Source organism: Mitsuaria chitosanitabida ATCC BAA-476 = NBRC 102408, assembly GCF_001598255.1.
Taxonomy (GTDB): Bacteria; Pseudomonadota; Gammaproteobacteria; order Burkholderiales; family Burkholderiaceae_C; genus Roseateles; species Roseateles chitosanitabidus.
In genome coordinates, this window is record NZ_BCYP01000011.1 from 28,291 (window position 1) to 49,943 (window position 21,653).

The window sequence follows — 21,653 nt, forward strand, 5'->3', positions numbered from 1 at the left end:
TTCAAAGACAGGGAGCTGCCGTGCTGCGAATTCAAGATGTCACCAAGACCTTTGGCAAGGTCAATGCGGTGGACAGCGTATCGCTGGACCTCTCGCCAGGCGTGGTGGGGTTGATCGGCCACAACGGCGCGGGCAAGAGCACGCTGATGCAGATGCTGGCCACGCTGACACCGCCGACTCGTGGACGCATCTTGCTGGATGGCCAGGACATCGTCGCCAAGCCCGAACTGATGCGCCACCGGCTGGGCTACTTGCCGCAGGACTTTGGCGTCTATCCGCACCTCACGGCCCTCGAGTTTCTGCAGTACTTCGCTGCACTCAAGGGCGTGCGAGACGCCAAGCGCCTGCAGCACCTGCTCGAACTGGTGAACCTGCATGAGCAGGCTCACCGTCCGGCCGCCGGCTTCTCGGGCGGCATGAGACAGCGCCTGGGCATTGCGCAGGCGCTGCTGAACGATCCCGATGTGCTGATCGTCGACGAACCCACCGCGGGGCTGGACCCGGAAGAACGTCTGCGCTTTCGCCGCCTGCTCGGCGATCTGGGCCGCAAGCGCCTGGTCATCGTGTCCACGCACATCGTGTCGGACGTCGAGAACATGGCGTCTTACCTGGCCGTCCTGCGTCAGGGTCGACTGGTGGCCTTCGAATCACCCGACGCCGTGTTGAGGCGTGCTGAAGGCACCGTCTGGACGGCGCTGCTTTCGCCCTCCGCCTACGAGGCCCTGCGCGAACAGGCCGCGGTGCATGTGCTGCAGGCGCAGCCGCTGGGTGCGCAGGTGCAGGTGCGCATGGCTCATGCCTCCCGACCCTGCGCCGAGGCCGAGCCGGCGCAGGCAAGCCTGGAGGAAGCCCTGATGGCGCAACGCTATGCCGATGCGCGGTTGGCGGCATGAACGGCGCTCTCTTCGGGGCCCTGGTACTCAACGAGTGGCGGCTGCGCAGCCGGCGTCTCAGCAGCCTCGTCATCCTGCTCGCCGTGGTGGCCTTGAGCTGGCTGATGGTGCTGGATCCGAAAAGCGGTGCGGCCATGATGGTCAGCCACCGCCAGCGCTACGCCTATGACAGCCAGGCGCTGGCGTTTGCCACCACGCTGATCGCCTCGCTGTTGTTTGGCCTGATGGGCTTCTACCTTGCGCGTGGCCGCAGCCAAGAGGACATGCGCTGCGGGACGGCCGCCGCGCTGGCCGCCACGCCGGTGGGCAATGCCCAGCTGCTGGGCGCGCGATGGCTGGGCGCCTTCGGCTTCCTGCTGTCCTTGGGGACGGTGGTGATGCTGACCATCTGGGTGCTGCAACTTGTGCACGGCGAGGGGCCGCTTCAGCCGCTGCCTTATCTGCAGATGCTCGTTCTCGGTCTGGCACCTGGGCTGATGCTCTGCGCCAGCCTGGCGGTGCTGGCCGATGCTTGGGCACCGTTGATGGGCAAGCGGGGCGATGCGCTCTACTGGATTTTCTGGATCGCGCAGTTCGCCTTTGTGCCGGCCGTGCTCGGGCAGAAGGTCATCGAGATGAGTGCCTGGCAGGTGTTCGACATCAACGGCATGTCGCCCCTGCTCGTCGGCGTCAGCCGCCTGCTTGATGTCAGCCGCATCAGCGTAGGCGGCGCCCCTTTCGACGCGACCTTGCCGGTGCTGCGCATGCCTGCCGGTCTTTGGAGCGCGGAGCTGGTGGCCCTGCGCGTGGGGGCCATGATGCTGGCCTTGCTGCCGCTGTTCCCGGCGGTGCTGCTGTTTCACCGCTACGCGCCGGATCATGTGAAGCCGCGCCATGCGAGCGGGCATTCGCGCATCGTGCAGGCCTTGCACTGGTCGTTGCAGCCGTTGATGCGCCCCCTGATGCTGGCCCTGCGCCTGCTGATGCGCGTCAGCGCCGGGCTGCCCGGCTTGCCCGGCCGCTGGCTGGCGGACCTGAGCCTGATGCTGCTGAGCCAACCGCTGCTGACCTTGGCGATGCTGAGCTGCAGCGTCGCCACGGTGCTGGTTCCGGCACAGCAACTGCCGGCCGTGCTGGCGGGCCTGCTGGCGGCCTGGGGGATAGCCGTGGCGGATGTCAGTTCGCGTGATCGGCAATACGGCACCCTGGCCTTGGTGAGCGCCGCCCCGGGTGGCGCGCGTGAGCGAGGTTGGCGTCAGGCGCTCGTCGCCTTCGGTTTGGGCTTGCTGCTTGCCACGCCGGCGCTTCTTCGTTGGTCGGCATCGGCGCCGCTGTCAGCGTTGGCCTGCTTGGCGGGGCTGCTCTTTCTCAGTTCGGCCGCCACCTTGTTGGGCCAGCTGACCCAGGGCTCGCGGACCTTTCTGGCGCTGTTTCTGTTCGGGCTCTATCTCAGTCTGCAGAAGACCGGCCTGGCGGTGTTGGACATGCTCGGCCTTTCTGGTGTGGCGACCTTCGGCAGCGTGGCCAGCTACGCGCTGGCGGGGGTGCTGGGATTCGCTCTGCTGCAGGTGCGATCCACGAGCCGTCCAAGCCTCGGCCTGGCGCGGCAGGCGTGAACCCGCATCGTTCGCTGCATTCGATCGACGGGGAAGAGGTCGGTATCGCAGCGAGAGCGGACAGGCAGGATTGACCCGGCTGGGCGCTACGGGCAAGAAAAAAGCTCTAGAGCGGTGATTCTCTAGAGCTTCTTTGGTTTCCAGAGACGGCTTGGGACCGTCTGGAATGATGTGTTGGTGGAGAGGAGGAGGATCGAACTCCCGACCTTCGCATTGCGAACGCGACGCTCTCCCAGCTGAGCTACCCCCCCAACGAAGACTCAGACTATAGCAGAGATTCCTTGGCGACTCATCATTCCGTCGAGGCGCGCACGCGAATCGCACGATTCGCCGAAGACCCGGGAATCCGGCGTCGCGGTCACCACCGGCAACCCTTGTCGCGCATCGCGTCGCGCGCCAGCGGAACGACCGCCAGCAGGCCCTTGTCGGCATAGGCCTTGCGGCAATCCTGCTGGCCTGCCTTCCTCATCTCCTCGGCCAGGGCGTCCTTGTCGATCGGCGGCTTGGGGAGCGCCTGGATCACGCCGGAGCCGTTGCCGCGCTGCGCCATCGGGCCGCGGGCCGGGTTCAGATCCAGATTGAGCTTGGGGGCGTTGGGGGGCGCCGAGGCGGGCGTCGCGACGTCGTGACCGACACGCGCGCCCGCGTCCGGCGCGCCGACGCTTGGCTGGGTCGAGCTCTGTGACGTGGAGCCGTCGAGCGACACGCGATTCGCCGGGGCCTGCGTGGGCGTCGGGGTCGGCGCGCTGCGGGGCTGCGGGGTGGTGGTCGAGGGCGTCGCGGCAGGCGTGGTCGCGGCGGGTGGCGCGGTGGTGGGCGTCTGGGTCTGCGTGGGCGCAGGGGGCGTCGGTGCGGGCGCGGGTGTTGGCGTCGGAGCGGGCGCCAGCGGCGGCAACTCCGAGGGCGCCTTCAGCTCCGATGGCACGGGCTGGGGCGTCGAGCGCTCGACCGGGGCGCGATCCAGGCGACGCAAGGTGGTCGGTGTCTCGCTGAGCATGGGGGCGGGACGCTCGGGCAACTGGACCGGCGCGGGCGCTTGCAGCGCCTCCGGCGTCGGGGCCGTCGCTCGCGTCGGTTGGACCTCACGAGCCGGCGCGATGCGCGTCGGCGTGGCGATGGCGGAGTCGCTCGGCATCGTGAGGGGTGTCGGAGTCGGCACCGGAGGCGGCAGGTCCACGGGCGGCGTCGGGGTCGGCTCCGCGGCCGGTGCGGGCGAGGTCTTCGCCGCGGGAATCGGCGGTGCGGGAGCAGGCGCGGGTGCCGGGGCCGTGGCCGCGGGAGGGGCCTTGCGGTCGCTGGGCGCGTCGCCCGTCAGTTCGTCGCCGGGCTGTTGGCGCCACTGCCCTTGGCGGGCGGCACCGGGGGTCTTGTGCTCCTCGGGCGTGAGGGGCTTTTCGCGTACGGCGCCGCCGGAGCGGGCCTGCTTCGCGTCGCCGATCGGGCCGCGATCCGGGATGACGATCGCCGGTTCGCCCGAGCCGGGTTCGTAGCGGTCACCCTGCAGTCGGATGTTGATCGGGCCCCAGGCGCCTTCGCCGGGCTTGGCGCTGCCGCCCGGCGCGGTCCCGACGATCAGGATCAGCAGCACATGCAGCAGCACCGCCAGCAGCAGGGCCTGGCCCATCTGGTCGGGAATGCGGTGCGGGGAAGCCTGGACGGGGTCGAGGACGGCGGACAAGGGGGTGATCGCGGCGGTCGGCGCTGGGGCGCAGCATAGCCGCCTTCGATGGCCGCCAGTGTCAGGGCTTGTCTCCGACCGCCCGGTCGCTCAACGGTCGCTCGCAGGATGGGGAGTAGTCCCCGGAGCGGGAGATCAGCCCGGATTGGCCTGGTTCAGGTCGGCGCGACGCGCGCCGGTGAAGCGCTTGGCCCAGTAGGCCTCGCGCATGTCCTCGACGCGGACGGCGCCACCCACGCGGGGCGAGTGGATGAACTTGCCTTCGCCGACGTAGATGCCCACGTGGGAGAAGGTCTGGCGCATGGTGTTGAAGAACACCAGGTCGCCCGGCTTCAGGTCTTCCTTGCGGATGGGGACCAGGCTGGACATCTTGGCCTGCTCGTCGGCGCGGCGCGGCAGGACCAGGCCGACCGACATCTCGAAGATGTGACGGGTGAAGCCGCTGCAGTCGAAGCCGTTGGAGACCGAGTTGCCGCCCCGCTTGTACGGGACGCCGAGGAAGTTCATCGCCGACAGGACCAGGTCGGAAGCCTTGTCGCGGACCTGGTTCAGCAGGCCGGGATTGGTCGAGGCATTGACCGGCGCATCGGCCTGCGGCGTCTGCGTGGTGGCGGCCTGGGCCTGGGCGACGATGCCGCGCGACTGCAGGAAGCGGGCGACCGAATCGCCGGCGTTGCCGGCGGCGGCGCCCATCATCGCGGTGGCGGGCAGGGAAGCGTTCTGTGTGCCGGTCTGGGCGGCCGGCGCCGGCTGCGCCGCGGCCAGCGTGGCGGCGGTGCCCGCGGCGACCACGGTCGCGGCCGTCGCCGTCGCGGCGCCGGGCGAGCGCATGAGGCTCTGGCCGTAGGCGCCCATCATCGTGCCGGGCGGGGGCGAGGCCTCCGCGCGGACGTCGGGCTTGGCGTCTACCTTGGGATCGGTCTTGGCGTCCGACTTCTGGTCGGCGACCTTGGTGTCAGGCTTTGCGTTGGCGGTCGACGGGGTGTCGGTCGGCTTGTCCGCGGCGTGGGACTTGGTGTCCTTGGTCGCGACCTGCTTGCCGCCCTTGGCCGACTTGTCCGCCTTGGAGGGGGACTTCTGCGCCTGCTGCGAGGACTTGACCTTGGCGGCCGGCTTCGCGGCGGCCTTGGCGTGGGTCTTCTGCGGGGTGTTCGTTGACGATGTCGACTGTTGCGCCCAGCAACTTCCGCTCGCGAAGACGCAAATCAGCCCCAGTGCGGCCATGGCGCGCTGGAGCGGACGTCGACGGGGGGAGAGGGGGAAGGAGCGAACGGTTCTCATCGTTGTTGGGCGCGGAGGTTAAAAACCCTCTCCGCGCCGGTCAAGCGCGTATGCCCTCGGGAACGCGCTTGGCTAGGGAAAATCCGGGCATGGCCGTGACCTTCCCCAGGAGAAACCCGGATTGGACCACAGCCCTGTGACGAAACGCTGTGAAGCTTCGTTTCGGAAAGCCGCATTCCGTGCGTACTTCGCGCGGGTCAGCGTGACGTCAGACCGTCTGCTTGAAATCGCCCGCCAGAGCCCGCCCGATCCGATCGCGAACTCCGCGCCCGGATCGCGGACGGCCAGCACGACAAGGAGACAGCGATGACCCCCTACGAGGCGTTCTACCGGCGCTCGATCGACGATCCCGAGGGTTTCTGGACTGAGCAGGCGGCCCTGATCGACTGGCAGCGACCCTTCGACCAGGTCTGCGACGACCGCCGGCCGCCGTTCGCGCGCTGGTTCGTGGGTGGCCGGACCAACCTCTGCCACAACGCGGTGGATCGCCATGCGGCCCGGCGGCCCGACGACGCGGCGCTGGTGTGGGTCTCGAGCGAGCTCGGCCAGGAGCGGGTCTACAGCTTCGCCGCCCTCAAGGACGAGGTGGAGGCCATGGCCGCGATGCTGCGCGAACAGGGCGTGGGTGTCGGCGACCGCGTGCTGATCTACATGCCCATGATTCCCGAGGCGGCCTTCGCGATGCTGGCCTGCGCGCGGATCGGGGCGGTGCATTCGGTGGTGTTCGGCGGCTTCGCCAGCCATGCGCTGGCCAATCGCATCGATGATGCGGAACCGGTGCTCATCGTCAGCGCGGACGCGGGGAGTCGCGCGGGGCGGATCGTCCCCTACAAGCCGCTGCTGGATGAAGGGATCCGGCTGGCCGCGCATCCGCCGGCCAAGGTCCTGATGGTGGACCGCGGCCTGGCGGCCTTCGAGCGCGTCGAGGGGCGTGATCTGGACTACGCCGAGCAGCGGGCGCGGCTGCTGGGGGCGCGTGTCGCGTGCGAATGGCTGGACGCGGATGCGGTCAGCTACACGCTCTACACGAGCGGGACGACCGGCAAGCCCAAGGGCGTGCAGCGCGACGTGGGCGGCTACGCGGTCGCGCTGGCGGCGAGCATGAAGCACATCTACGACGGCCGGCCGGGGGAGACCTTCTTCTCGACCAGCGACATCGGCTGGGTCGTGGGGCACAGCTACATCGTCTACGGGCCGCTGATCGCCGGCATGGCGACGCTGATGTACGAGGGCACGCCCGTCGCGCCGGACGCGGCCGTCTGGTGGCGGCTGGTGGAGCGCTTCAAGGTGACGGTGATGTTCAGCGCGCCGACGGCGGTGCGGGTGCTCAAGAAGCAGGATCCGGCCTGCCTGACGCGGCATGACCTGAGCTCGCTGCGGACGCTGTTCCTCGCGGGCGAGCCGCTGGACGAGCCCACGGCGCGCTGGATCGCCGACGCCATCGGCAAGCCGGTCATCGACAACTACTGGCAGACGGAGACCGGCTGGCCCATCCTGACCTTGGCGCGGGGCGTCGCGCCGGCGCAGGCGAAGTTCGGCTCGCCCGGGGTGCCGATGTACGGGTATCGCGTGCAGTTGCTGGACGAGCAGACGGGAGAGGAGCTCACCGAGCCCGGCCGCAAGGGGCTGCTCGCGATCGGCTTCCCGCTGCCGCCGGGCTGCATGCAGACGGTCTGGCGCGACGACGATCGCTTCGTCCGCACCTACTGGAGCGGGGTGCCGGGGCGGCAGGTCTACTCGACCTTCGACTGGGCGCTGCGGGACGAGGACGGCTACTTCTTCATCCTCGGCCGCAGCGACGACGTGATCAACGTGGCCGGACACCGGCTCGGGACCCGGGAGATCGAGGAATGCATCGCCGGCCACCCGGCGGTGGCCGAGGTCGCGGTGGTCGGGGTGGCGGACACGCTCAAGGGTCAGGTCGCGATGGCCTTCGCGGTGCTCAAGGATCCGGGGCTGGCGTCGACCGGGGAGGGCGCCCGCGGGCTGGAGGCGGAGATCATGAAGCGCGTGGACCGGACGCTCGGGGCGGTCGCGCGGCCGGCGCGCGTGCGGTTCGTGGGGCTGCTGCCCAAGACCCGCTCCGGGAAGCTCCTTCGGCGCGCCATCCAGGCCGTTTGCGAGCAGCGCGACCCGGGGGACCTCATGACGCTCGACGATCCGTCCGCGCTCCAGCAGATCAAGGACCTGGTCGGCGAGCAGGGCTGACATCGGGGCAGCTCCCTCGCCCGCTTGCGGGAGAGGGTGGGGGTGAGGGTCTTCGGGCTAGCCGGATCAACCCTCGAATGACGGCTTCCGGCGACAGCCGATGTCCGGAGACGTCAGGACTTTCGGGACCGGGTCGGGCGGAGCGGAGAATCCGCCCCGCCGTCGCCGCCCACCCGGTCGCGCCGGCGCCATCCGACCAGGAGATCCCATGTCCAAGAAGAACGCCCTCATCCTGAGCGCCGGTGCGCTGCTGGCCGCCGCGCTGGCGCCGGCCGGTGCCCTCGCCGCGACCCTGCCCACGCCCGCATTCCCGACCTTCGCCGACGCCAAGGCGGTCGACAGCTTCTGCGACACCGGCCTGAAGGCCGCTCGCGCCGATCTGCGCAAGCTCGAGCGCCGCAAGGTGGACGCCGGCTGGCTGGGCGCCTACGACGCGATGATGGCGCGCCAGGAAGACGCCCACAGCCCGACCGACTTCGTGCTGAACGTGCATCCGGACAAGGCGGTGCGCGACGCGGCGCAGGCCTGCTCGCTGCGGTGGGCGGACTTCGCCAACGGCCAGGCCCAGAACGAGACCCTCTATCGCGCGCTGCGCAAGGCGCCGGCCGCCGATGCGATCGATCGCGAACTGGTCCGCCTGGCCGCCGGGGCCTTCGAGGACAGCGGCGTCGCCCTGCCCAAGGCCAAGCGCCTGCGCGCCAAGCAGATCCTGGACAAGCTCAACGAGCTCGATCAGCAGTTCAACAAGGCCATCCGCGACGCCGGCGTGAAGGTGGTCTTCACCGAGGCCGAGCTCAAGGGCGTGCCCGAGAGCGTCTGGAAGAGCAAGCCGCGCGACGCCGAAGGTCGCGTCGTGCTGGGCGTGGACTACCCGAGCTTCGTGCCGGTGATGCAGCAGGCCGAGTCGGCCGTGGCCCGGGAGCGCATGTTCCGCGCCAAGTTCACGGAGGGCGGTCAGGCCAACCTGGACCGTCTGGCCGAGATCGCCAAGCTGCGCAAGGAGTACGCGGGGCTGTTCGGCTACTCCAACTTCGTCGACTTCAACCTGCGCCGCCAGATGGCCAAGGACGCGGCGACGGCCTGGCACTTCCTGGACGACGTCAAGGGCGTGGTGGCCGACGGCGAGCGCGCCGACCTGGTCGAGCTGCGCAAGGCCAAGGCCGAGCACCTGGGCACGCCGCTCGACGCGACCACCGTCGAGCGCTGGGACGCCACCTTCTATGCCGAGCGCATCCGCAAGGCCCGCTACACGGTGGACCAGGAAGCCTTCCGCGAGTACTTCCCGCCGGCGGAGAGCCTGGCCTTCGCCCAGCACGTGATCGACAAGATGATGGGCGTGAAGCACACCGAGGTGGCCAATCCCTCGGTCTGGCAGCCCGAGGTGAAGACCTTCGTCGTCAGCGACGCCGCCAGCGGCCAGCCGATGGCGACGCTCTACGTCGACCTCTACCCGCGCGAGGGCAAGTACAACCACGCCGCCGTCTGGCCGCTGCGCGCCAGCAGCACGGCGCTGGGCCGCAACCCGGCCTCGGCCCTGGTCGTCAACTTCGACCGCAAGGGCCTCACGCTGGACGAGCTGGAGACGCTGCTGCACGAGCTGGGCCATGCGGTCCACAACAACCTGTCCCACACGCGGTACGCGCTGCAGGGCGGCACGGCGGTGATGCACGACTTCGTGGAGGCGCCGTCGCAGATGCTGGAGGACTGGGTCTACGACCCGAAGGTGCTCAAGCTGATGGCCGACGTCTGCCCGACGTGCAAGCCCGTGCCCGACGAGCTGATCGCCAAGGCCCGCGCGGCCCGTGATTACGGCAAGGGCTCCAAGTTCGCCCGCCAGCATCTGTACGCGAGCTACGACCTGGCCCTGCATGGCAAGGACACGCAGGACCCGATGGCGCTGTGGGCCGCCATGGAGGGCGCCACGCCGCTGGGCTATGTGAAGGGCACGATGTTCCCGGCCGGCTTCGCGCACATCGCGGGCGGCTACGGCGCCGGCTACTACGGCTACCTGTGGAGCCTGGTGGTGGCGATGGACCTGCGCACCGCCTTCGCGCCGGACAAGCTCAGCCCCGAGGTCGGCAAGCGCTATCGCGAGAAGATCCTCCAGCGCGGCGGCGAGCTCCCCGCGCCGGAGCTGGTCCACAACTTCCTGGGCCGGGACTCCAACTCGAAGGCCTTCTTCGACTATCTGAAGGCGCAGTGAACCTGCGGACCTGCCCGGAGCGACGGGCCGGCCTCCGGTGTCCCGGCGCTGATCGGCGGGGGCGATCCCGGATCTGAATCCGAGCCTGGACCAGGACCCGGGCCTGGGCCTGGGCTGAACCCGGATCAGGGCTTGATGCGGGTCGCCCAGTCCTCGCGGATGAAGTGCACCACGGCGTCCTCGTGATGAGGACCGATCACGCGGTGCGCGGCCAGCTTCACGTCGTCGCTGGCGTTGGAGACGGCCACCGCATGGTGCGCCGCCTTCAGCATCGACAGGTCGTTCACCTGATCGCCGAAGACGACCAGCTCCCGCTCGTGCAGGGCATAGCGCTCGGCCAGCGTCTTGATCGCCTGGTCCTTGCTGGCGCGCCGGTCATGGATGTTCAGCCAGGGCCAGCCGGGCATGTACAGGTCCTCGGCCAGGTGCGTCGTCACCCGGTCGCCGCACAGCGCATGGATCTCCGCCTGCAGCGCGGCGAGCGGCTCCATCCGCGCCACCACCAGCATCGTCACCAGCGGATCGTCCAGCTCGTCCTGGATCCGCGCCGCGTGGCGCAGCCGCGGGTCGGCGTTGCGCTGGCGCTCGGTGACGAAGCGTTGCTGGCCTTCGTTCTGGACCTCCTGCCAGAAGAGCTGGTCGCCCTTCGCCCCATGGGTGGCGACGAAGGGCATCAGGCCGTGGCGCCGCACCAGGGCGAAGATCGCCTGGCCCAGCGACGGCTCCATCGCATTGACCAGCTCGTGCCGGCCGGTGCGCAGGTCGCTGATGTAGGCGCCGTTCGACGACACCACCGGCAGGCTGATCGGCAGCCCGTCCAGGATGCGGGCGATCGAGACGACGTGCCGCGCGCTGGCGACGGTGAAGGCCAGGCCTTCGGCCAGCAGCTCGGTGAGGTGGGCGCGGGTGACGCTCGAGAGCTGCGCCTGCGGGTCGAGCAGGGTGCCGTCGAGATCGGAAACGTAGAAGCGCATGGCAGGCGGGGACCGGTGGGCGAGGAGCGGGAGCGGCGGGTGAGGGCCGGCGAGGGTGTTCGGCGGCGGTGGGGCGCTGAGCGGCATTCGTACGCCGCGGGAAGGGTGGACATCGTACGCCGGGTGTGGCGGCCGATACTCGGGCCATGTCCGCCGACGCTCGCCTGCCACAGGACGGTTCCTCCGCGACCGATCCCGCCGCCGCTCCCCCCGCTCAGCCCATTCGCGTCGATCACCCGGCCGCGCCCGGCGCCTCCTCGGGCGCCGCCGCGCCTCCCAGCGCGGCCCTGGCCGCCGCGGCCGCGGGCCGTCCACCGCTGGACGAGCCGACCCGGCGCTGGTTGCCGTGGGTGGTGGCGCTGGCCTTCTTCATGCAGACGCTGGACACGACCATCCTCAACACGGCGCTGCCGGGCATGGCCCGCAGCCTGGGCGAGGATCCGCTGCGCATGCAGTCGGCCGTGGTCGCCTACCTGCTGACGGTGGCGCTGCTGATCCCGGCCTCGGGCTGGCTGGCCGACCGCTTCGGCACCCGCACGGTGTTCATGTGGGCGATCGGGCTGTTCAGCCTGGGCTCGCTGGCCTGCGCGGTGTCGCCCAGCCTGCATGTGCTGGTCGTCGCCCGCATCGTCCAGGGCGTGGGTGGCGCGCTGCTGGTGCCGGTCGGCCGGCTGGCGGTGCTGCGCGCCTTCCCGAAGTCCGAGTTCCTCTCGGTGATGACCTTCATCAGCCTGCCGGGCCTGGTCGGGCCGTTGCTGGGGCCGACGCTGGGTGGCGTGCTGACCCAGTTCGTGAGCTGGCACTGGATCTTCCTGATCAACCTGCCGGTGGGATTGGCCGGCGCCTGGGCCTGCCGCCGCTACATGCCGCAGATCCTCGGGCCGGTGGGCCGGCGCTTCGATTGGGGCGGGTATCTGCTGTTCGGGGTCGGGCTGATGCTGATGTCGCTGGCGCTGCAGGGCTTCGGCGAGCACGTGGTGAGCATCGCCGTCTGCGTCGTGATGCTGGTGGCCGGCGTGGCCTGCATGATGGCCTACTGGCTGCATGCGACCCGTACCGAGGAGCCGCTGTTCTCGCCCGCGCTGTTCAAGGTGCCGACCTTCCGCATCGGGCTGCTGGGCAATGTCTTCGCCCGGCTGGGGAGCGGCGCCACGCCCTTCCTGACACCGCTGTTCCTGCAACTGGGCCTGGGCTTCACGCCCAGCGAGGCGGGGCTGTCCATGATCCCGTCCGTGCTGGGGGCGATGTTCACCAAGACCTTGGCGACCCGGCTGATCCGCCGCGCCGGATACCGCCAGGTGCTGATCGTCAACACGCTGCTGCTGGGCGGGTTGATCGCGAGCTTCGCGCTGATTCCGCACGATGTCGGCCACGTCTGGCTGGCCATCCACCTGGGCGTCTTCGGCATGGTCAACAGCATGCAGTTCACCGCGATGAACACACTGACGCTGGGCGACCTGGACGAGCGCACCGCCAGTGGCGGCAACAGCCTGCTGGCGGTGGTGATGCAGCTGTCGATGAGCCTGGGCGTGGCGACGTCCAGCGCCTTCCTGCTGCTGTTCTCGCACGGGTTGCCGCGCAGCGAGGGCACGGCGCTGGTGCCCGCCTTCCACATGACCTACCTGGCGCTGGGCGCCATGGCGGCGATGGCCGCGTTCATCTTCTACCAGCTGCGCCGGGATGAGGGAACGGCCGAGGAAAGCGCGGACTCGAAGCTGGCCGGGGAGTGAGCGCGGCCGCGACATCGCGTCGCGGCGCCTGACCGCCGCCTGCGTCCCCGGGTTCTCTCGCGCCCATGAAAAAAGCCACCCCGAGGGGTGGCTTTGTCGTTGCGGAGCCCGTGCCGGGGCAGGGCGCCCGCGGCGTCGATCAGAGGACCTCGGAGGCGAAGTCCGCCAGGCGCGAGCGCTCGCCGCGCGCCAGGGTGACGTGGCCGCTGTGGGCCCAGCCCTTGAACTTGTCGACCGCGAAGGTCAGACCCGAGCTGCCTTCCGTCAGGTAGGGCGTGTCGATCTGCGCCAGGTTGCCCAGGCAGACGATCTTCGTGCCCGGACCCGCGCGCGTGATCAGCGTCTTCATCTGCTTGGGCGTCAGGTTCTGCGCCTCGTCGATGATCACGTACTTGTTCAGGAAGGTGCGGCCACGCATGAAGTTCAAGCTCTTGATCTTGATCTTGCTGCGCACCAGGTCGTTGGTGGCCGCGCGGCCCCACTCGCCGGCGGTGCTGTCGCCGCGCGCCAGCACTTCCAGGTTGTCGTCCAGCGCGCCCATCCACGGGCTCATCTTTTCCTCTTCCGTGCCGGGCAGGAAGCCGATGTCCTCGCCCACCGGGACGGTCACGCGGGTGACGATGATCTCGCTGTAGCGGCGCTCGTCCAGCACCTGCGACAGTCCCGCCGCCAGCGTCATCAGCGTCTTGCCGGTACCGGCCGAGCCGGTCAGCGTGACGAAGTCGCAGTCGGGATCCATCAGCAGGTTCAGGGCGAAGTTCTGCTCGCGGTTGCGTGCGGTCACGCCCCACACCGAGTGCTTCTGGTGGCCGAAGTCCTTCAGCGTGCGCAGCACCGCGGTCTTGCCGGTGATCTCCTGGACCTTGGCGTACAGCGGCGCGGCGCCGGGCGCTTCCAGGTAGACCAGTTGGTTGACCAGCAGCGTCGGCACCAGCGGACCGCTGATCCGGTAGAAGGTGGTGCCGCCTTGCTGCCAGCTCTCCATGGTCTTGCCGTGGCGCTCCCAGAAGTCCGCCGGCAGGGCCTGGACGCCGGTGTACAGCAGGTCCGAGTCCTCCAGTGTCTTGTCGTTGCGGTAGTCCTCGGCCGGCAGGCCCAGCGCCCGGGCCTTGATGCGCATGTTGATGTCCTTGGACACCAGCACCACCTCGCGGCCCGGCTGTTGCGCCTTCAGGGCCTGGACCACGCCCAGGATCTGGTTGTCGGCCTTGCCTTGGGGCAGTCCCTGAGGCAGCGGGGTCTCGAACAGCGTCGTCTGGAAGAACAGCTTGCCGCCGGCCTCGCGGTGGCCGGTCTGGTCCAGCGGCAGGCCCTTGGACATCTCCTCGATGGAGCTGGACTTGAGCGACGCGGCCAGCGCGTCCAGATCACGGCTGACCTGGCGCACGTTGCGGGCGACTTCCGTCATGCCCTTCTTGTGGCCGTCCAGCTCCTCGAGCGTGATCATGGGGAGGTAGATGTCGTGTTCCTCGAAGCGGAACAGCGACATCGGGTCGTGCATCAGCACGTTGGTGTCGAGCACGAACAGCTTGGGGTCACCGACCGTCTTGCGCGTCTTGGCGCGACTCGGGGCGGCTTTCTTGGCGGGGGCTTTCGGGGTCGACGGGGCGACCAGCGCCAGCGACGGCGAAGTGCCGCCGCGGGCTTCCACGGGCTCGGCGCGCGACCGGCCTGCCGCGGCCCTGGGCTGCGGCGCGGCGGCCGACGGCAACTCCGCGTGGGCGGTGTTGACGGCGGCGGTGACGGTCGTGGGGGCCTCGAGCGCGGGAGGACGTTTGCTGGGCGACAGATCGGTCGCGAAAGCTTCGGGGTCTAGGCGACTGGCGCGCTTGGTCGGAGGCTTGGGCAGTGGCATGAGCGGGAATGTCGTTCTTGCTTGGGGAGCCTGGGTCCACGCGGACCAGGGGTCATGCCCCGACCCTGACGGGCGGTGGCGGTGCCGGAGGTGTCGGCGGCACCGGGGGCCTCGAAGCCGTCAGCGCTGCCCAGAAGACAAAAAGCCGCACCGGGGGCGGTGCGGCTCGTCCGAGGGGATTGATTCGCTGCGTTCAGGGGCAGGGGCATGCGGCCGATTATGCACAAGTCGCCGCCTGTCCAAATGACGGACAAATTGCGTGCCCGCCGACCCGCGTCGCCCCGGTCCGGGCAATGAAAAACCCGCGGACGCGGCCTCGGGCGAGACCGCATCGGCGGGTGGGCGGATCGCCCCGAGACCGGGGTGATCAGGCGTGATCAGCGGATCAGGCGGCTTCCTTCTTCAGGGCCTTGACGGCCTTGAGGACCTCGTCGACGTGGCCGGCGACCTTGATGCCGCGCCATTCTTCGCGCAGGATGCCCTGGGCGTCGATCAGGAAGGTCGAGCGCTCGATGCCCTTGACCTTCTTGCCGTACATGATCTTGTTCTTCACCACGCCGAACATGTGGCAGAGCTTCTCTTCGGTGTCGGCGATCAGGTCGAAGGGCAGTTCCAGGTTCTGCTTGAACTTGTCGTGCGAGGCCATGTTGTCGCGGGACACACCGAGCACCACCGCGCCGGCCTTGACGAATTCCTTGTGGTGGTCACGGAACTGCATCGCCTCGGTGGTGCAGCCCGGGGTGTTGTCCTTGGGGTAGAAGTACAGCACCACGACCTTGCCCAAAAAGGCTTGCGGGGTGAACTTCACGCCTCCCGTGGCAAGAGCTTCAATGTCCGGGAGAGGTTTGTTGAGCGCTGGCGTCATGTGGAGTTCTTCAGAGAGATGTGCCCGGGCGGGCATAGCCAGCGATTATACGTTGAATGGGTCGTTCCTCGCCCCAGGTGGCCTGTACCTGTGCCTCGCTCCCCAGAGAGAGGGATAGGTGCGTCCTATCTCCACGCCAAGTCGGCGATGGACGCGGGTGGCCGATGCCGCGACCCGCGGCGGGCCGCCTACGCTTCGATCAGCAGCGCCGCCAGCACGGCGCGCCCTTCGCTGGCCAGGACGTTGTAGGTGCGGCAGGCCGCGCCGATGTCCATGGTCTCCATGCCGATGCGGGCCTGGATCAGCGGTCGGTACAGGTTGGGCTTGGCGAAGCGCAGCTTGGGCCCGCTGCCGAAGATCACCAGTTCCGGCTTGAGCGCCAGGATGCGCTCGAAATGGGCCTCGGTGAGGTCCTCGAAGCGGGTGACTTCCCACAGCTCGGGCTTGTCTTGCCACGGCACCAGCAGGCTCTGGCGGTGCTCCACGCCGTTGACCCACACGTGATGCAAGTCGTGCTTGGAGATGTTGTTGCCGCCCTGCGGCTGGTCGAGTTGAAATTTCATTGAGGCTGATTTTGGCAGCGACGCAGGGTGGGCCCGCGCATGGGCGGGATTACCCGGGATGCCCCTGTGTTTAAATCGACGGTTCGCATTTTCCCCTCTGAAACTCACCGCCGGAGTCATCTTGAGAACCGTCACCAAGTCCAGCAAATTGGCCAATGTCTGCTACGACATCCGTGGACCCGTGCTGGACAAGGCCCGGCAGATGGAGGAAGAGGGCCAGAAGATCATCAAGCTGAACATCGGCAACATCGCCGCCTTCGGCCTGATGCCGCCGGACGAGATCGTCCAGGACATGATCCGCAACCTGCCCGATGCCGCGGGTTACACGGACTCGAAGGGCCTCTTCGCCCCGCGCAAGGCGGTGGTGCATTACTGCCAGGAGAAGGGCATCACCGGCGTGGGCGTCGACGACGTCTACCTGGGCAACGGCGCGTCCGAGCTGATCGTGATGTCGCTCAACGCGATGCTGGACAACGGCGACGAGGTGCTGCTCCCCGCCCCGGACTACCCGCTGTACACGGCCGCGGTCGCGCTGTCGGGCGGCACGCCCGTGCACTACATCTGCGACGAGTCCAGCGACTGGTTCCCCGACATCGCCGACATCAAGGCCAAGATCACGCCGCGCACCAAGGCGATCGTCGTCATCAACCCCAACAACCCGACCGGCGCGCTGTACCCCGAGCCGCTGCTGCGCGAGATCGTCGAGATCGCCCGCCAGCACCAACTGATCATCCTGGCCGACGAGATCTACGACAAGACGCTGTTCGACGGCAACGTGCACACCAGCATCGCCTCGCTGGCCGAGGACGTGCTGACGCTGACCTTCAACGGCCTGTCCAAGAACTACCGCAGCTGCGGCTACCGCGCCGGCTGGATGGTGGTCTCCGGCGACAAGCGCCACGCGACCGACTACATCACGGGCCTGAACATGCTGGCCTCGATGCGGCTGTGCGCGAACACGCCCGGCCAGCTCGCGATCCAGACCGCCCTGGGCGGCTACCAGTCGATCAAGGACCTGGTGGCCCCGGGCGGCCGGCTGGCGCGTCAGCGCGACCTCGCGTACGAGCTGCTGAGCCAGATTCCCGGCGTGAGCGTGGTCAAGCCGCGCGCCGCGCTGTACATGTTCCCCCGCCTCGACCCCAAGATCTATCCGATCGAGGACGACCAGCAGTTCGCCTATGAGCTGCTGGCCGAAGAGAAGGTGCTGATCGTCCAGGGGACGGGCTTCAACTGGAAGTCTCCCGATCACTTCCGACTGGTGTTCCTGCCGAACACGGACGATCTCCGTGAGGCCGTGGGCCGCATCGAACGCTTCCTGGCGACCTACCGCAAGCGCCACGCGCGCTGACCTCCCGACCTTCTGAAAGAGATAGCGATGAAACCGATCAAAGTTGGCCTGCTGGGCATCGGCACCGTCGGCTCCGGTACTTTTCAAGTGCTGCGCCGCAACCAGGAGGAGATCCGCGGTCGCGCGGGCCGCGGCATCGAGATCACCATGGTGGCCGACCTGGACGTCGAGCGCGCCCGCAGCATCGTCGGCGATGCCTGCACGGTGGTGGGCGACGCGCGCGAGATCATCGCCAATCCTGAGATCGACATCGTCGTCGAGCTGATCGGTGGCTACGGCGTCGCGCGCACCCTGGTGCTGGACGCGATCAAGGCCGGCAAGCACGTGGTCACGGCCAACAAGGCGCTGCTGGCGGTGCATGGCAGCGAGATCTTCGCCGCCGCCCGCGAGCAGGGCGTGATGGTGGCGTTCGAGGCCGCGGTGGCCGGCGGCATCCCCATCATCAAGGCGCTGCGCGAGGGCCTGACCGCCAACCGCATCGAGTGGATCGCCGGCATCATCAACGGCACCACCAACTTCATCCTGTCGGAGATGCGCTCCAAGGGCCTGGACTTCGGCACCGTGCTGAAGGAAGCCCAGCGGCTCGGCTATGCCGAGGCGGATCCGACCTTCGACATCGAAGGCGTGGACGCGGCGCACAAGGCCACGATCATGAGTGCCATCGCGTTCGGCATCCCGGTCCAGTTCGAGCGCGCCCATGTCGAGGGCATCACCCAGCTGCAGGCCGCCGACATCAAGTACGCCGAGCAACTGGGCTACCGCATCAAGCTGCTGGGCATCGCGCGCCGTCGCGAGAACGGCATCGAGTTGCGCGTGCATCCGACCCTGATCCCGTCGGGCCGCCTGATCGCCAACGTCGAGGGCGCGATGAACGCGGTGCTGGTGCAGGCCGACGCGGTCGGCACGACGCTGTATTACGGCAAGGGCGCGGGCGCGGAGCCGACGGCCTCGGCGGTGATCGCCGACCTGGTCGACATCACCCGCCTGGCGACCGCCGACCCGGACCACCGCGTCCCGCACCTGGCCTTCCAGCCGGATCGCATGAACGACACGCCCATCCTGCCGATGGACGACGTGCAGACCGCGTTCTACCTGCGCCTGCGCGTGGCGGACCAGGCGGGCGTGCTGTCGCGCATCACGACCATCCTGGCCGAGCACCAGATCAGCATCGATGCCGTGCTTCAGCGCGAGTCGGCCGAGGGCGAGAGCCAGACCGACCTGATCATCCTGACGCACGACACGCAGGAAGGCCGCATGGCCAAGGCGCTGGCGCAGATGCAGGCGCTGGAGACGGTGCTGGCGCCGATCGTGAAGCTGCGCAAGGAAGAGTTGGCCTGACGGGCCGGCCCCGCGCGCGAGACCGATGAGCGCCTCCCCGCTCGCCCTGCTGCTGGACGACTTCGCCCGGGTGCTGGCCAACGACCCGGGCGCGCTCGACGTCGACAGCGGGCTGTACGTGCCCAACCTCCACGGCGTGGCCGCGGAGGACGTCATCGCGCTGCTGCAGCGGGAGATCCTGCGCTCGTCCGACGAGGGGCACCTGCATTACTTCAGCGGGCAGCGGGGCACCGGCAAGAGCACCGAGCTCAAGCGCCTGGCCTCGATGCTCAATGGACACGCCGAGGTCCGGGCCTACATCGTCGACGCGCTGGAATACATCAGCGACACCCATCCGCTGGACACGCTGACGCTGTTGCTGATCACCGCGGTCGCCTTCGCCGATCGGCTGGCGGCGGCGGACGGGCTGGGCGGTGACGCGCCCGGGCGCGAGGAAGGGTTGCTCGCGCGCTTCGTGCGATGGCTGGACACCGAGGTCGAGATCTCCGGCGTGTCCGTCGGCGCGGTGAAGGCGGAGTTCCGCAACCAGCAGCAGAGCATCGTGCAGCGCCTGCGCGATTTCGACATGAACCGCCAGGAGCGGGTCATGGCCGACTGCCGCCGCTACATCGGCGAGATGGCCGACGCGGTGCGGGCCAAGTGGGGATGCCGCAAGGTGATGCTGGCCATCGACTCGCTGGAGCGCCTGCGCGGCATCGGCGGCGAGGCCTCGGAGATGTTCGATCGCGTCGTGCGCGTCTTCGACGGCGGCATCGGCCAGCTCCGGATTCCCGGTGTCCACATGGTCTACGCCGTCCCCCCGTATCTCCCGTACCTGACCAACGTCAAGGTGCTGGTGCGGCTGTTCATGCTCGCCTCGGTGCGGGTCTGCCGCACGCCCCGCGACGGCCGCCGGCAGCCCCGCGAGGCCGGCATCCACGCGATGCGCGAGGTGGTGCAGCGGCGCTGCGCCCGCTGGCGCGAGCTGATCACCGAGCCGGCGATGGACCGGCTCATCCTGGCCTCCGGCGGCGACCTGCGGCAGCTGCTGCGCCGCCTGCTGCTGGACGTCCTCGACGAGGCCTACTTCCAGCAGGACCGCCTGCCGCTGCGCGCCGACGATCCCATCCTGGACGTGGTGCTGCGCCGTCACGGCAAGGAGCTGGCCAACATGGTCGTGGGCGACGAGTACCCGCTGCTCAAGGGCATCGCCGACTCCAACGACCTCAAGCTGAATCGCCGCGAGGACCTGCCGGTCGCGGCGCATTTCTTCAATCTTCGCGTGGTGCTGAACTACCGCAACGGCGAGGAATGGCTGGACCTGAACCCGCTGCTCTGGGACCTGATCGACCACTGGGAACCCGCCGCGACGGGTGCCGGCGAGGTGCCGGCCGGTGGCTGAGTCCGGGCTGGATCCCGCTTGGCGCCCCATCGAGCGGCGCCTGTCGCAGTTGGACGGATTCGGGCTTCTCGTGGTGTTCGTGCGGGACACGCGACGCGTGCCGGCGCTGCGCCGGGCGGTCGAGGACTGGGCCGCCGCGCGGCATCGTCCGCTGGTGAGCCTGGCCGAGCGCGATCGTGAAGGCTTTGCGGCGCGCATGCTCACGCAGCTGTACGCGTCGCTGACACCGGGCGCGCGGCCGATGCTGTGGGTCGAGGCGCAGCGCGAGGAGGGCGACCCCCTGTGGGACGAGGAACGCGCCCGTCTCCTGAATCGCCTGAACGAACAGCGCGGCCGCCTCGAGGCCGAGGTCGGTCCGATGCTGCTGCTGGTGCCCGCCGATTTCATGCGCGAGACGATCTCGCTGGCGCAGGACCTCTGGCATGCCCGCTACCTCAGCCTGGAGCTTGGCGCGGACACCGCGCCTGAAGCCGCCGCGGCGCCGGACGGACGTGGTGGACCCGAGGCCGCGAAAGGCCTCGAGGGCAGCGGCGCCGAGGCGTCCTGGCTCTCGCAGGTCGACGAGGTCGAGGAGCTCCCGCGCGACGTGGACGAGGAACTCGCGCGCTGGGACGCCGAGCTCGGTCCCCGGCTGGCGACGGTCGAGGACCTGAAGTCCGGTGCGCTGCGCGATTTCTGGATCCCGGACGCGGTCGCGACGGTGCGCCGCGCGGTGCGGGATGACCGCCTCCCTTCGGCGAAGCGACTCGCCGGCCGGCTCGTGTCGCTGGCGCGTGCGCGCGTGCAGGCCCAGGCCGGCGTCTTCGGTGTGTTCGCCGCGCGGGACCTGGTCCGCGCGCTCCAGGTCGAGGGCTATGTGCGCTGGTCCGATGGCGCGCTCGACGAGGCGGCGACGCTCTACCGCGAGGCGGCGGCCGTCTGCCGCGCCTCGCTGAACACCGCGCCGGACGATGCCGACGATCAGCTCCTGCTGGCGCGCGTGCTGGACGATCAGGCCCAGCTCACCGAGCGGCTCGGCGATCTGGAGGCCGGCATCGCCCTGGCCGAGGAGGCCGTGTCGCTGCGCCGCCGGGTGCTGGCGGCCGCCGGCGACGAGCCCGCCCTGATGCGAGAACTGGCCAGGGGGCTCGAATCCGCGGCGCGTCTGTACCGGCGCCACGGCAATTTGTCGCGCGCCTCGCGCACGCTGACCGAGGCCGTGGACCTGCGTCAGGCCGCCACCGAGGTCGAGGCCGCCCTGGGGATCGACGATCCCCAGGCGACCCGTCGTCTGGCCGATGCCCGGCAGCAGCTCGGCGACCTGCGTCTGCAGCGCGGCGAGCCGGACCTGGCCGTGGCGGAGCACGCGCTCAGCGTCGAGATGCGGCGCGTCCTGGCCGATGGCGGTGAGGATGCCGAGGCCACCCATGCGCTGGTGCTGGGCCTGGAGTCCCTGGCGATCGCGGCCGGCGCCGCGGGCCAGTCCGATCTCGCCGAGCAGGCCTGGGAGGAGGGCATCGCCATCGCCCGCGATCAGCTCGGCGCGGACGGGCCGACCCGCGCGGCGCTGGAGACCCTGGGCGAGCTGCTCGTCAACCGCATGTCCGCCGACCCGGCGCGCCAGCAGCGATGGCGCGCCGAGGCCCTCGATCTCTACGCGCGACTCGTGGAACGATTCCCCGAGGACGCCAAGACTTCCCTGTACGCGTCGATACTCCAGGAACTCCGGAGTCCGACGCAGGCCTGAGTGGCCACCCGAATC

The 21,653-nt window shown here is 69.3% G+C and carries 15 protein-coding genes and 1 tRNA gene; 9 read left to right on the plus strand and 7 right to left on the minus strand.

What is annotated here, in order from left to right:
- Nucleotides 1-20: 20 nt before the first annotated feature.
- Complete coding sequence (locus tag MCHT01_RS06990; protein WP_067064096.1) at nt 21-893, plus strand: ABC transporter ATP-binding protein; 873 nt, start codon at nt 21-23, stop codon at nt 891-893.
- Nucleotides 890-2,488 (plus strand): hypothetical protein, encoded by a 1,599-nt coding sequence (locus MCHT01_RS06995; RefSeq protein ID WP_067064098.1) that lies wholly within the window; start codon nt 890-892, stop codon nt 2,486-2,488. Before MCHT01_RS06990 ends, MCHT01_RS06995 begins: the two co-directional genes overlap by 4 nt.
- A gap of 175 nt (nt 2,489-2,663) precedes the next feature.
- Here the strand turns inward: MCHT01_RS06995 and MCHT01_RS07000 are convergent.
- The 3 genes from MCHT01_RS07000 to MCHT01_RS27970 all read right to left on the minus strand — a co-directional run bounded on the left by MCHT01_RS07000 (nt 2,664) and on the right by MCHT01_RS27970 (nt 5,390).
- Nucleotides 2,664-2,739: transfer RNA gene (locus MCHT01_RS07000), tRNA-Ala, on the minus strand.
- A 107-nt stretch (nt 2,740-2,846) separates the two neighbouring features.
- The gene (locus MCHT01_RS26690; protein WP_067064099.1) at nt 2,847-4,166 is read right to left on the minus strand and encodes a hypothetical protein; all 1,320 of its coding nucleotides are present in this window, start codon (nt 4,164-4,166) and stop codon (nt 2,847-2,849) included.
- A gap of 135 nt (nt 4,167-4,301) precedes the next feature.
- Nucleotides 4,302-5,390: a C40 family peptidase gene (locus MCHT01_RS27970; RefSeq protein WP_439956154.1), complete on the minus strand. Its 1,089-nt coding sequence runs from the start codon at nt 5,388-5,390 to the stop codon at nt 4,302-4,304.
- Between the two features lie 330 nt (nt 5,391-5,720).
- Here MCHT01_RS27970 and MCHT01_RS07015 point away from each other — a divergent pair, with 330 nt between their 5' ends.
- Both MCHT01_RS07015 and MCHT01_RS07020 read left to right on the plus strand, forming a co-directional pair.
- Nucleotides 5,721-7,655, plus strand: coding sequence for a propionate--CoA ligase (locus MCHT01_RS07015; protein WP_259375137.1), 1,935 nt, complete (start codon nt 5,721-5,723; stop codon nt 7,653-7,655).
- Nucleotides 7,656-7,863: 208 nt separating this feature from the next.
- On the plus strand, nt 7,864-9,858 hold the full coding sequence (locus MCHT01_RS07020; RefSeq protein ID WP_067064103.1) for a M3 family metallopeptidase: 1,995 nt from the start codon (nt 7,864-7,866) through the stop codon (nt 9,856-9,858).
- A 125-nt stretch (nt 9,859-9,983) separates the two neighbouring features.
- On the opposite strand, the gene MCHT01_RS07025 is transcribed toward MCHT01_RS07020, so the two are convergent.
- Nucleotides 9,984-10,832, minus strand: a complete 849-nt coding sequence (locus MCHT01_RS07025; RefSeq protein WP_067064105.1) for an HAD family hydrolase — start codon at nt 10,830-10,832, stop codon at nt 9,984-9,986.
- A gap of 146 nt (nt 10,833-10,978) precedes the next feature.
- On the opposite strand from MCHT01_RS07025, the gene mdtD reads away from it, so the two are divergent.
- The gene (gene mdtD / locus MCHT01_RS07030; RefSeq protein ID WP_084452098.1) at nt 10,979-12,562 is read left to right on the plus strand and encodes a multidrug transporter subunit MdtD; all 1,584 of its coding nucleotides are present in this window, start codon (nt 10,979-10,981) and stop codon (nt 12,560-12,562) included.
- A gap of 139 nt (nt 12,563-12,701) precedes the next feature.
- Here mdtD and MCHT01_RS07035 read toward each other — a convergent pair whose 3' ends face one another.
- From MCHT01_RS07035 to MCHT01_RS07045, 3 genes are all read right to left on the minus strand, one after another.
- On the minus strand, nt 12,702-14,417 hold the full coding sequence (locus MCHT01_RS07035) for a PhoH family protein (protein WP_067064107.1): 1,716 nt from the start codon (nt 14,415-14,417) through the stop codon (nt 12,702-12,704).
- 385 nt (nt 14,418-14,802) lie between these two features.
- Entirely contained in the window at nt 14,803-15,282 is a 480-nt protein-coding gene (locus MCHT01_RS07040; protein WP_067064109.1) for a peroxiredoxin, read from the minus strand.
- A gap of 188 nt (nt 15,283-15,470) precedes the next feature.
- Nucleotides 15,471-15,845 carry an Mth938-like domain-containing protein gene (locus MCHT01_RS07045; RefSeq protein WP_067064111.1) on the minus strand — a complete coding sequence of 125 codons (375 nt, stop codon included), beginning with the start codon at nt 15,843-15,845 and terminating at the stop codon, nt 15,471-15,473.
- 121 nt (nt 15,846-15,966) lie between these two features.
- On the opposite strand from MCHT01_RS07045, the gene MCHT01_RS07050 reads away from it, so the two are divergent.
- The 4 genes from MCHT01_RS07050 to MCHT01_RS07065 are packed head-to-tail and all read left to right on the plus strand — an operon-like array spanning nt 15,967 to nt 21,638.
- Nucleotides 15,967-17,193, plus strand: a complete 1,227-nt coding sequence (locus MCHT01_RS07050) for a pyridoxal phosphate-dependent aminotransferase (RefSeq protein ID WP_067064113.1) — start codon at nt 15,967-15,969, stop codon at nt 17,191-17,193.
- 27 nt (nt 17,194-17,220) lie between these two features.
- The gene (locus MCHT01_RS07055) at nt 17,221-18,531 is read left to right on the plus strand and encodes a homoserine dehydrogenase (RefSeq protein WP_067064115.1); all 1,311 of its coding nucleotides are present in this window, start codon (nt 17,221-17,223) and stop codon (nt 18,529-18,531) included.
- A 25-nt stretch (nt 18,532-18,556) separates the two neighbouring features.
- The gene (locus tag MCHT01_RS07060; protein ID WP_067064117.1) at nt 18,557-19,912 is read left to right on the plus strand and encodes a hypothetical protein; all 1,356 of its coding nucleotides are present in this window, start codon (nt 18,557-18,559) and stop codon (nt 19,910-19,912) included.
- On the plus strand, nt 19,905-21,638 hold the full coding sequence (locus MCHT01_RS07065) for a hypothetical protein (protein ID WP_148661431.1): 1,734 nt from the start codon (nt 19,905-19,907) through the stop codon (nt 21,636-21,638). Before MCHT01_RS07060 ends, MCHT01_RS07065 begins: the two co-directional genes overlap by 8 nt.
- Nucleotides 21,639-21,653: the final 15 nt, after the last annotated feature.

Excerpts from the sequence above, each read along its gene's own strand:
- MCHT01_RS06995 (WP_067064098.1), top strand. The coding sequence starts at position 890 with ATGAACGGCGCTCTCTTCGGGGCCCTGGTACTCAACGAGTGGCGGCTG.
- MCHT01_RS27970 (WP_439956154.1), bottom strand. The coding sequence starts at position 5,390 with ATGGCCGCACTGGGGCTGATTTGCGTCTTCGCGAGCGGAAGTTGCTGG.
- MCHT01_RS07020 (WP_067064103.1), top strand. The coding sequence starts at position 7,864 with ATGTCCAAGAAGAACGCCCTCATCCTGAGCGCCGGTGCGCTGCTGGCC.
- MCHT01_RS07025 (WP_067064105.1), bottom strand. The coding sequence starts at position 10,832 with ATGCGCTTCTACGTTTCCGATCTCGACGGCACCCTGCTCGACCCGCAG.
- mdtD (WP_084452098.1), top strand. The coding sequence starts at position 10,979 with ATGTCCGCCGACGCTCGCCTGCCACAGGACGGTTCCTCCGCGACCGAT.
- MCHT01_RS07035 (WP_067064107.1), bottom strand. The coding sequence starts at position 14,417 with ATGCCACTGCCCAAGCCTCCGACCAAGCGCGCCAGTCGCCTAGACCCC.
- MCHT01_RS07040 (WP_067064109.1), bottom strand. The coding sequence starts at position 15,282 with ATGACGCCAGCGCTCAACAAACCTCTCCCGGACATTGAAGCTCTTGCC.
- MCHT01_RS07045 (WP_067064111.1), bottom strand. The coding sequence starts at position 15,845 with ATGAAATTTCAACTCGACCAGCCGCAGGGCGGCAACAACATCTCCAAG.
- MCHT01_RS07055 (WP_067064115.1), top strand. The coding sequence starts at position 17,221 with ATGAAACCGATCAAAGTTGGCCTGCTGGGCATCGGCACCGTCGGCTCC.
- MCHT01_RS07060 (WP_067064117.1), top strand. The coding sequence starts at position 18,557 with ATGAGCGCCTCCCCGCTCGCCCTGCTGCTGGACGACTTCGCCCGGGTG.